Raw genomic sequence first — 10,407 nt, 5'->3', positions numbered from 1 at the left:
CGCCGGCGGGTCGTCACTTGCCCTCGGCCTTCAGGCGCTGGCCTTCCTTGAAGCAGGAGGCGGCCCCCTGCTTGTCCCCCAGCTTGTCGAAGACGTGGCCCATGTTCTCCCAGACCGCCGAGGTCTCCTGCAGGGCCAGGGCCTGCTCGTAGGCCGCGATGGCTTCTTCGTAGCGGCCGAGCTGGTAGAGGCAGACCCCCTCGTTCAGACGGGCCCGGTAGACGTCGTCCTCCAGGGCCGCCAGCGTGCGGAAGGAGTCGAGCGCGCCGACGTAATCCTCGATCTGCATCTGGACCACGCCGAGGTTCGACCAGGCCTTCGTGTAGACGGGGTCGAGGTCCAGGGCGAGCCGGTAGGCGGCGATGGCGTCCCCTGGGCGGCCGTCCTTCACCAGGCAGGTGCCCAGCTGGAAGGCGAGCTTCGGGTCGCGCTCGGAGGCGAGGGCGCGCTCGTAGGCGACGGCCGCCTCGTGCCAGCGCTCCAGTTGGCGCAGGGACGCGGCCAGGGCCTTCCAGGCCGCGATCAGGCCGGGGTCCTTCTCCACCGCCTTGTAGAAGGGCGGCACCGCCAGCTTGTGGTCGTCGGACCGCTGCAGGCTGAGCCCGTAGTTGAAGAGGATCTCCGGCGGCGTGTCGGGCGAGGACACGACCGCGCCCATGAACTTGCGCGCGCCCTCGTTGTCCCCCGCGCGCAGGTAGAGGGTGCCGATCTTCGCGGCCACGTCGTCCTGGGTGTCGTCGAGGGTCCAGGCGCTGGTGTAGGCGGCGATGGCGTCCTGGGAGCGGTTCTCGGCCTCGGCGATGCGGCCCAGGGCCCGCCAGCCGTCCGGGCGCTCGGGATGGTCCTGCGTCGCGCGCCGCGCCATGACCTTCGCCTTCATCGCGTCGCCGGAGTCGAACCAGGACAAGGCGGCCAGGGGCAGCAGGTCCTGGCGGGACGGGTCCAGGACCATCGCCGCCTCGTACAGGGCCGCCGCGGCGGCGTGCCGGCCTTCCTGGGTCTCGGCCTGGGCGGCGTCGATCCGGCGGCGCAGCGCCCGCTCCAGCAGGGCCTTCGCCGCCAGGCCGGTCCGGTCGGCCGGCACGAACCCGGTCGCGGCCAGGTGGTCGCGGGCCCCGGCGGCGTAGCGCTCCAGCACCGCGTCGACGGTCTGCTGGTCGGACGCGGCCTCCGCCAGCACGATCCGGCCCATGATCAGGTCGCAGGTCTCGGCGCCGAACACCTGCCCGTAGGCCTCCAGACCGCTCTCGTAGGCTGCGGCGGCGCCTTCCGGGTCGCCGGAGCGGCGGCGGGCCTCGGCGATCAGCTTCCAGGCGTCCCCGCCCCCGTCCGGCGCCAGATTGCGGTAGGCGTCCAGCTCGGAGAGGGCCATGTCGTACTGCTCGAGCTTGGTCATGACCAGGCCCAGGTTGCGGTGGCTGGCCGGGGCGCGGGGGTCGGACTGGATGGCGGCGATGAAGGCGTCGCGGGCGGACAGCCAATCCTCGCGGCCGGCGTAGATCACGCCGAGGTCGTTGTACAGCTCGGAGTTGCGCGGGTTGAGCACCAGCAGGCGGTTGAGGGCGGCGATCTTCTCGTCGTCGCTCATGTCGTCGCGCAGGATCACCTCGGAGGTGTCCGCGGGGGCGATCTGGGCGCGGGCCGGGGCCGCGAACGCAACGGCGGCCAGCAGGGCGATGACGATCGGTCGTGACTTCATGCTCTCGGCTTCCTCTCGGCATTCCCTGGGACGCGGCCCGGCCGGCCGCGGATGGATCATGATAGTCGGCTGGCCCGCGGGTGTCTAGCGGACGGCTCGCGGCTTGCGGCTTGACCCCGGCCCGACGCGACGCTTGCTTGTACACCATGATCGCTCTGCTGATCCTGGGCACCGGCGGCGCCGTGCCGACCATCGACCGCAGCCCGTCGGCCGCCTGGCTGACGATCGACGGCCGTTCCCTGCTGGTGGACCCGGGTCCAGGCGCCCTGGTCCGACTGGTGCGCTCGCCCCACGGTCCGGCCACGATCGACGGGATCGACGCCGTCCTGCTGACCCACCTGCACCTCGACCACTGCGCCGACCTGGCCCCGCTGCTGTTCGCGCTGCACACGGTCGTCCCGCAGTCGCGGCGCCTCCTGCAGGTCATCGGGCCGCGCGGCCTGGCCGCGTACCTCGACCGCCTGCGCGACCTCTACGGGGATTGGCTGACGCCGCGCCGGCGGCCGCTCGAGGTGCTGGAGGTCGCCGGCGGCGACGCGCTGGAACCCGACGACGACGGCCGCTGGGCGGTCGGGACGGCTCGCGGCGCGTCCGCGCTGGAGGCCTTTCGGGTCGAACACGGCGAGGACCGCTTCAGTGCCGAGAACCTCGGCTGGCTCGCGCGCGACCGCGACGGGCGCAGGCTGGTCCTCTCGGGCGACACCGGGCCCTGCCGGGCGCTGGAGGCCGCCGCCCTCGGGGCCGACCTGCTGGTGGTCGAGTGCTCGACGCCCGACGAGCTGGCCATCGACGGCCACATGTCGCCGTCGCGCGTCGGCGCCCTGATCGCGGCGGCCCGGCCGCGCCGCGTCGTGCTGACGCACCTCTACCCCGCCGCCGCCGCCCTGGATCTCCCCGCCCTGGTGCGGGAACACGCGCCGGCCGATGTTGTTGTGGCGTCCGACGGCGACCTGTTCGAAGTGATCGGCGAACCGCCCCCCCTCCCCGAGCCGCGAAAGGCCCTCCCATGAAGCGCGTGCTTCTGCTGTCCGTCCTGATCCTCGGCGCGACGATCGCCGCCGCCGCCGACGACGCGGCCGCGCCGTTCGATCCGATCGGCAGCGACATCGTCCTGATCCACGGCCTCGGTTCCGACGCTTCGATCTGGGAGGGAGTGACGCCTCGCCTGCAGCTGGGGTTCCGGGTCTGGTCCTACGAGATGCCCGGCCACGGCCGCACCCCGCCGATCAAGGACGCGACCATCGCCACGGTGGCCGACCATCTCGGCCGGTTCCTGGCCGAGGAAGGCATCCACACGCCGGTGCTGGTGGGGCACGGCTTCGGGGGCCTGGTCGCCATGACCTACGCCTTCGACCACCCGCAGCAGGTCCGCCGCCTGGTGCTGATCGACGCCGTGCCGCGCCAGTCGGCCCCGCGCGAGATGAAGGTGCAGGTCGCCGACCAGCTCGCCAACAACTACGACGCGTACCTGGCCAACTACTTCGGGCAGCTCAGCCAGGAGAAGGTGATCGCCGACCGCATCGTCGACCAGGCCCTGCGCACCGAGCAGATCACCTTCACCCAGCTCCTGCTGGACAGCTTCGATTTCGACCTGAGCGACGAGCTGAACGGCCACGACATCCCGATCCTGGTGATCGGCAGCGGCTCGCTGCTGCCCGACCCCAACCTCGCGCAGCAGTTCCTCGACGGCTACGGCTTCGCCGGGGCGCGCACGATCGCGTTCAAGACGATGCCCGGGGTCGGCCATTTCGTGATGCTCGAGGAGCCCGACTACACCGCCAGCGTCATCGCGGCCTACGCGCTGCAGAAATAAACGCTGTTGCCGGTTTCCCGGGACGGTTTTGGGATGCCATCGCGACCCGGTTCACCTATCCTGAACGGTCGTCTCCGCCGCGCACGCCGGACCATTTGACCGGGACATGCCATGCCGCGCCGCACGCACCGCCGACATCGCGAGAACGGACCGCGCCGCGCGAGCGGGCGCGGCCTCGCCGCCATCGTCGGGCTGGCCGCCGTCGCCGCGGCCGCGCCCGCCGCGGCGTACATCGGCCCCGGCGCCGGGTTCGCGCTGGGCGGGTCGGTGCTGTTCGGCCTGGCCGGCGTGTTCGTGGCGCTGGGCGCGCTGCTGCTGTGGCCCCTGCGCACGCTGCTGCGGTACCTGCGCGGCCGGCGGCGCCTGCGCCGGGCCCGCGCCCGGCGGGTCGTCGTGTTGGGCCTCGACGGGCTGGACCCCGGCCTGGTCAAGCAGGGCCTGCGCGAGGGCCGCCTGCCCCACCTGCGCCGCCTCGCCGCGCAGGGCGGTTTCCGGCCGCTGTCCACGACCACGCCCGCGATGTCGCCGGTCGCGTGGTCGGGCTTCGCCACCGGCGTCGACGCGGGCCGCCACAACATCTTCGACTTCCTGAACCGCGACCTGCGCACCTGCCTGCCGGTGCTCTCCTCCACCCGCCTCGAGACGTCCGACCGCGTGCTGAAGCTGGGCCCCTGGCGGCTGCCCCTGGGCAAGCCCCGCTTCGAACTGCTGCGGCGCAGCAAGGCCTTCTGGCAGGTGCTGGGCGAACACGGCGTCAAGGCCACGGTGCTGCGGGTGCCGATCACCTTCCCGCCCGAGAAGGTCGACGGGCAGATGCTGTCGGCGATGTGCGTGCCCGACCTGCGCGGGACCCAGGGCACGTTCTCCTGGTACGGTTCGGACCCGGACCAGGGCGCCCCGATCGACGGCGCGTCCGCCGGCGTGGCTCCCGTCGCCGACAACGAGACGATCGGCGGCGTGCGCAACCGCCTCGAGCGCGACGGCGACCTCTGGCGCGCGCGGCTGGCCGGCCCCGACGACCTCGACAGACGGCCGCTGAGCGTGCCGGTGGAGGTGCGCTTCGACGCGGCGGCCCGCCTGGCTCACTTCCGCGTGGCAGGGCGGGCGTTCACCCTGGGCGCCGAGGTCAACAGCGACTGGATCCGCGTCGCCTTCCGCGCCGGGCCCGGCCTGACCGCGCACGGCATCTGCAAGTTCCGCGTCACGAGCTTCGAGGAGCCGGTCGGCTTCTACGTGACGCCGGTGCACCTCGACCCCGAGAAGCCGGCGCTGACCATCTCCCACCCCGCCCACTACGCCGTCGCCCTGGGCAAGCTGCACGGGCCGTTCGCCACGCTGGGCCTGGCGGAGGACACCTGGGCCCTGAACGAGCGCGTCATCGACGAGCAGGCCTTCCTGGACCAGGCCTACGAGATCCACGAGGAGCGCCGCCGGCAGTTCTTCCACGCGCTCGACCGCCAGCGCACCGGCTCGATCACGGTCGTCTTCGACGCCACCGACCGCGTGCAGCACATGTTCTTCCGCTACCTCGACCCCGCGCACCCGGCCAACGCCGGCAAGGACGTCGCGCGCCACCGCCACGCCATCCGCGACCTCTACGACCGCGCCGACGCGCTGGTGGGCGAGACGATGGAGCGGTTGCGGCCCGGCGACGTGCTGCTGGTCGTCTCGGACCACGGCTTCAAGACCTTCCAGCGCGGCGTGAACCTCAACACCTGGCTGCGGGAGCACGGCTACCTGCGCCTGCTGGACGATCCCGCCGCGGGCCCCCCGCCGGCCCTCGCGCCGGGCGTCCGGGTCGAACCGACGCGCGTGGACTGGTCGCGCACCCGCGCCTACGCCACCGGTCTCGGCGGCTTCTACCTCAACCTGAAGGGCCGCGAGGCCCGCGGGATCGTGGAGCCCGACGCGGCCGACGCCCTGAAGCTGGAACTGGCGGCGAAGCTGCGGGAGCTGCGCGATCCCGGCCGCGGTTGCGCCTGCGTCAACGGCGTCTGGGACGGCCGGGAATGCTACCACGGTCCGTACGTCGACAACGGCCCCGACCTGGTGGTGGGCTACAAGGCCGGCTGGCGCACGGGCTGGGACGCCGCGGTGGGACGGATCACCGCCGACGTCTTCGAGGACAACACCCGCAGCTGGTCGGGCGACCACTGCGTCGACCCGCGCCTGGTGCCGGGGATCCTCTTCTCGTCGCTGCCGTTCGCCGCGACGAAGCCGGCGCTGACCGACCTGGCGCCGACCATCCTGGACCTGTTCGGCATCGCGAAGCCGGCCTGGATGACCGGCCGCAGCCTGCTGCCCGAAGGAGAAGCCCCGTGACGCCGCGCCGCACCGCAACGACCCTCGCCCTGGCCGCGTTCGCGAGCCTGCTGCTCGCGGCCGCGACCGCCGGCGCGGCGCCGCCCCGGGAACAGCCGAAGGTGCTGTGCATCGGCTTCGACGGCATGGACCCGCAGCTGCTGGACCGGTTCCGCGCCGACGGCTCGCTGCCCAACTTCGACGCCCTGATCGCGCGCGGCGACTACCGCAGCCTCGGCACGGCGATCCCGCCCCAGTCGCCGGTGGCCTGGTCCAACTTCATCACCGGCATGGACCCCGGCGGCCACGGCATCTTCGACTTCATCCACCGCAACCCGGCCACGCTGACGCCCTACCTGTCGGCCGCCCAGGCCATGGAGCCGCAGCGCTGGTGGAAGGTCGGGCCCTGGAAGTTCCCGCGCGACGAAGGCCACGTCGAGAACCTGCGCGACGGCGTCGCCTTCTGGCAGCTGCTGGACCGGGCCGGCGTCGACGCCACCGTCTTCAAGGTGCCCGCCAACTTCCCGCCGGTCGAGTGCGAGGCGCACACGCTGTCGGGCATGGGCACGCCCGACATCCTGGGCACCTACGGCATCTACAGCTACTTCACTGAGGACCTCGCGGAGGAGGTCGAGATGTCCGGCGGTCGCCACGTGCCGGTCGCGCTGCGCGACGGCCGCGTGTGGGGCGAGCTGGTCGGCCCGGCCAACACCTACCGCGCGGGCGACCCGGAAGCGCGGCTGCCCTTCGAGGCCGTGGTGGACCGCGAGCAAGGCAGCGCCCTGTTCGACGTCGACGGCGAGCGCTTCCTGCTGAAGCAGGGCGAGTGGAGCGACTGGATCACCCTGCGCTTCCGCCTGGTGCCCGCCCTGAAGACCGTGCGCGGCGTCTGCCGCTTCTACCTGAAGGAAGTCTCGCCGACGTTCAAGCTGTACGTCACGCCGGTGAACCTCGACCCCGCCGCGCCGGAGATGCCCATCAGCACGCCCGCGGACTGGTCGCGCGAACTGGCCGCGACCCTGGGCCCCTTCTACACGCAGGGCCTGCCCGACGACACCAAGGCCCTCGAGGAGGGCGCTTTCAACGACGACGATTACGTGTCGCAGTCGTCGCTGGTCTTCGAGGAACGCGAGCGCCAGCTGCGCAACGAACTGGACCGCTTCGCGACGCAGTCGGACGGCTTCCTGTTCTTCTACTTCAACAGCCCCGACCAGACCTGCCACACCTTCTGGCGCAACATGGACCACGACTCGCCGCGTCACGACGTCGAGGCCGCGCGCCACGAGCAGCGCATCCGCGACGTCTACCGCAACTGCGACCGGGCCCTGGGCCTGGCCCTGGAACACGTGGACGACGAGACGCTGGTGCTGGTGCTGAGCGACCACGGCTTCGCGCCCTACCACCGCTCCTTCCACGTCAACCGCTGGCTGCTGGACCACGGGTACCTGGTCCTGGAGCCCGGGGTCGCGCCGCAGGACGTGATGTACCTGTCGGGGATCGACTGGAACCGCACCCGGGCCTACGCCATCGGCATCAACGGGCTCTACCTCAACCTGAGCGGGCGCGAGGAGCGCGGGATCGTCGAGCCCGGCGCCGCGCGGGAGGCCCTGCTGCGGGAGTTGGTCGCCGGCCTCGAGGCCGTGACCGACCCCGTCACCGGCGGGCGGGCGATCAAGCACGCCTACCGCACCGACGAGGTCTACCACGGCCCGCACGCGGCCGAGGCGCCGGACATCGTCCTGGGCTACCACCGCGGCTTCCGCGGCTCCAACGAGTCGGCGCTGGGCGAGGTGCCCGAGGCCACGTTCGCCGACAACATGATGAAGTGGAGCGGCGACCACTGCATGGCCGCCGACGAGGTGCCCGGGATCATCATCAGCAGCCGCCGGATCGACAAGGCCGACCCGACCCTGCTGGACCTGGCCCCGACGTTCCTCTCCCTCTTCGGGATCGCGCCGCTGCCGGAGATGGTCGGCAGCCCCCTCTTCACGGGAGGTCGCTGATGTTCGGACCCGTCGTCAAGATCGACAAGGCCCTGCTGGCCAAGATCCGCAAGTACGCCGGGATCGCCGGCTACGCTTCGCCGGAGGAGTTCGTCCGCCACGTGCTGGAACGCGAGATCGCGAAGTTCGAGGAGGGCGGCGCCTCCGAGGACGAGATCCGCAAGCGCATGCAGGGCCTCGGCTACATCTCCTGAGGAGTCCGCGGTGACCTGGATCGCCTCGCTGCTGAACGGCCTGTTCGACCTGCTGCTGCGCCCCTTCGGCGGTGCGCCGTGGGCGGGCTTGGCCGTGGTGTCGGCGCTCGCGGGCGTCGCGATGCTATGGCTGTTCAAGCTCACGACGAACCAGGACCTGCTGGCCCGCCGCCGGCGCGAGCTGACCGGCGGCCTCTACGAGCTGAGCCTGTACCAGGACTCGCTGGCCGTGATGGCGCGCCTGCAGGCGCGGCTGCTGGCGGCGAACCTGCGCTACCTGCTGGTGTCGCTGCCGGCCCTGCTGGTGCTGCTGCCGCTGGCGCTGCTGGCGATCGTGCAGCTGGACGCGCGCTTCCAGCGCCGCGCCCTGCGCGCCGGCGAGGAGATCCTGGTCGCGGCGCGCTACGCCGAGGGCGCGTCCCCGGACCGCCTCGCGCTCGAACCCGCCGCGGGCCTGGCCGTGGCGGCCGGGCCGGTGCGCGACCGCGCCGAGCGCACCGTCTGGTGGCGCGTGCGGGCGGAGCGCGACGCCCCCGCGGGGTTCGCCGTCGTCGACGGCGCCGAGCGCTTCGAAAAACGCCTGGCCCCGGACGGAGCGCTGGGCCGCCTCGCCGCGGCCCGCGTCACGGCGGGGTGGCGTCACGTCCTGCTGCACCCGGCCGAATCGCCCCTGCCCGGCGGCGCCGTGGTGACCGAGCTGCGGGCCGAGCTGCCCGCGCGAGGCCGCGACCGTCTCGGCATGCCGAACTGGCTGTGGGGCTTCTGCCTCTTCTCGATCGCCGGCGGGCTGGCGGTCAAGGGCCTCTTCAAGGTGGAGATCTGATGAACTTCGCATTCGCCGGCGCCGTGTCCGGCCTGGTCGCCGTCGCGTTGGGCGCGTTCGCCGCCCACGGGCTCAAGTCGAAGCTCACGCCGGAGATGCTGACCATCTTCGAGACCGGCGCGCGCTACCAGATGTACCACGCCTTCGCCCTGCTCGCGGCCGCCTGGGCCGCCGGCGGCGGCGTCGCCTCCGGGCCACAGGCCCGCGCCGCCGGCTGGTGTTTCCTCGCCGGCACGCTGCTGTTCTCGGGCAGCCTCTACGCCCTGGCCCTGACGGGCCTGCGCAAGCTGGGCATCGTCACGCCCTTCGGCGGGGTGTTCTTCCTGGCGGGCTGGGGCCTGCTGGCGCTCTCCTTCCTCGCGCGGCGATGAGCCGCGGCGCGCGGCTGCGGGAACTGGCCGGCCTGTTCCTGCGCCTGGGCGCGCTCTCCTTCGGCGGTCCCGCGGCCCACAACGCGCTGATGCGCACCGAGGTCGTGCAGCGGCGCGGCTGGCTCACCGACGCGGAATTCCTGGACCTGATGGGCGCGACCAACCTGATCCCCGGCCCGAACTCCACCGAGCTCGCCATCCACATCGGCCACCGCCGCGCCGGCCGGCCCGGCCTGCTGGTCGCGGGCGCCTGCTTCATCCTGCCGGCCGTCCTGATCACGCTGCTCTTCGCCTGGGCCTACGTCCGCTTCGGCGCGCTGCCGCGGGTCGCGGCGCTGCTCGACGGCGTGAAGCCGGTGATCGTCGCCATCGTGGCGCACGCGCTGTGGGGGATGTCGCGCTCCACGCTGAAGCGGCCGCTGCCGATCATCCTGGCGGTTGCGTCCCTGGGCGCCATCCTGACGGGCGTGAACGAGCTGCTCGTGCTTGCGGGAGCCGGACTGGCGGCGCTCGCGACGCGCCTGCCACGGCTGCGGCGGCCGCCGGGCGTGCTGCTGCTGGGGTTGGGCGGCTTCCTGGCCGCCGCTTCCCGCCTGCCCGCCGCCGCGGTCGCCGGCGCCGCCGAGATCGTCGCGCGCCCGTTCGCCCTGTCGTCGCTCTTCCTGTTCTTCCTGAAGGTCGGCTCGGTGCTCTTCGGCAGCGGCTACGTGCTGATCGCCTTCCTGCGCGCCGACCTGGTGGACCGCTGGCGCTGGCTCACGGAATCCCAGCTGCTGGACGCCGTCGCGGTCGGCCAGGTGACCCCGGGTCCGCTGTTCTCCACCGCGACGTTCATCGGCTACCTGCTGGGCGGCGTGCCCGGAGCCATGCTGGCGACGCTGGGGATCTTCCTGCCGGCTTTCGTCTTCGTGGCCCTGAGCGGGCCGCTGGTGCCGCGGTTGCGGCGCTCCCCGACCGCCGGCCTCTTCCTGGACGGCGTGGTCACGGCCTCGCTGGCGCTGATGGCGGCGGTGTCCTGGCAGATCGGATGCGCGGCGGTGCGCGACGCGCCAACGGCGGTCCTGGCGGCGGTGGCGCTGCTGCTGCTGGTGCGCACGCGCATCGGTTCGCTGTGGCTGGTCCTGGGGGGAGGAGCTGCGGGAATCGTGCTATGGGGGCTCGGCTAGCCGGATCTGCCCGTTCTTTCGTTGTCGTAAATTTGAT

At 72.5% G+C, this 10,407-nt stretch carries 9 protein-coding genes; 8 read left to right on the top strand and 1 reads right to left on the bottom strand.

The genetic code is table 11. The features are described from left to right. Positions 1–13 precede the first annotated feature (13 nt). Complete coding sequence (locus tag Q7W29_12790; GenBank protein MDO9172695.1) at positions 14–1,699, bottom strand: tetratricopeptide repeat protein; 1,686 nt, start codon at positions 1,697–1,699, stop codon at positions 14–16. 146 nt (positions 1,700–1,845) lie between these two features. Between Q7W29_12790 and Q7W29_12785 the strand changes: the two genes are divergently transcribed. The 8 genes from Q7W29_12785 to chrA all read left to right on the top strand — a co-directional run bounded on the left by Q7W29_12785 (position 1,846) and on the right by chrA (position 10,370). Beyond that, entirely contained in the window at positions 1,846–2,709 is an 864-nt protein-coding gene (locus Q7W29_12785) for an MBL fold metallo-hydrolase (GenBank protein MDO9172694.1), read from the top strand. Continuing rightward, positions 2,706–3,512, top strand: coding sequence for an alpha/beta hydrolase (locus Q7W29_12780; protein ID MDO9172693.1), 807 nt, complete (start codon positions 2,706–2,708; stop codon positions 3,510–3,512). Before Q7W29_12785 ends, Q7W29_12780 begins: the two co-directional genes overlap by 4 nt. A gap of 111 nt (positions 3,513–3,623) precedes the next feature. After that, positions 3,624–5,834: an alkaline phosphatase family protein gene (locus Q7W29_12775; protein MDO9172692.1), complete on the top strand. Its 2,211-nt coding sequence runs from the start codon at positions 3,624–3,626 to the stop codon at positions 5,832–5,834. After that, complete coding sequence (locus Q7W29_12770; protein ID MDO9172691.1) at positions 5,831–7,816, top strand: alkaline phosphatase family protein; 1,986 nt, start codon at positions 5,831–5,833, stop codon at positions 7,814–7,816. The genes Q7W29_12775 and Q7W29_12770 overlap by 4 nt, the downstream gene beginning before the upstream one ends. Beyond that, a complete protein-coding gene (locus Q7W29_12765; protein MDO9172690.1) occupies positions 7,816–8,010 on the top strand; it encodes a hypothetical protein in 195 nt (64 codons plus the stop codon). The genes Q7W29_12770 and Q7W29_12765 overlap by 1 nt, the downstream gene beginning before the upstream one ends. 10 nt (positions 8,011–8,020) lie before the next feature. Then, a complete protein-coding gene (locus Q7W29_12760; GenBank protein MDO9172689.1) occupies positions 8,021–8,833 on the top strand; it encodes a hypothetical protein in 813 nt (270 codons plus the stop codon). Continuing rightward, the gene (locus tag Q7W29_12755; protein ID MDO9172688.1) at positions 8,833–9,204 is read left to right on the top strand and encodes a DUF423 domain-containing protein; all 372 of its coding nucleotides are present in this window, start codon (positions 8,833–8,835) and stop codon (positions 9,202–9,204) included. The genes Q7W29_12760 and Q7W29_12755 overlap by 1 nt, the downstream gene beginning before the upstream one ends. Continuing rightward, positions 9,201–10,370 carry a chromate efflux transporter gene (chrA, locus tag Q7W29_12750; protein MDO9172687.1) on the top strand — a complete coding sequence of 390 codons (1,170 nt, stop codon included), beginning with the start codon at positions 9,201–9,203 and terminating at the stop codon, positions 10,368–10,370. The genes Q7W29_12755 and chrA overlap by 4 nt, the downstream gene beginning before the upstream one ends. Positions 10,371–10,407 lie beyond the last annotated feature (37 nt).

It is taken from the genome of bacterium (genome assembly GCA_030654305.1).
Lineage (GTDB): Bacteria > Krumholzibacteriota > Krumholzibacteriia > LZORAL124-64-63 > LZORAL124-64-63 > PNOJ01.
The sequence above is the reverse complement of the archived record's forward strand: the minus strand, read 5'-3'. Positions and strand labels throughout refer to the sequence as shown.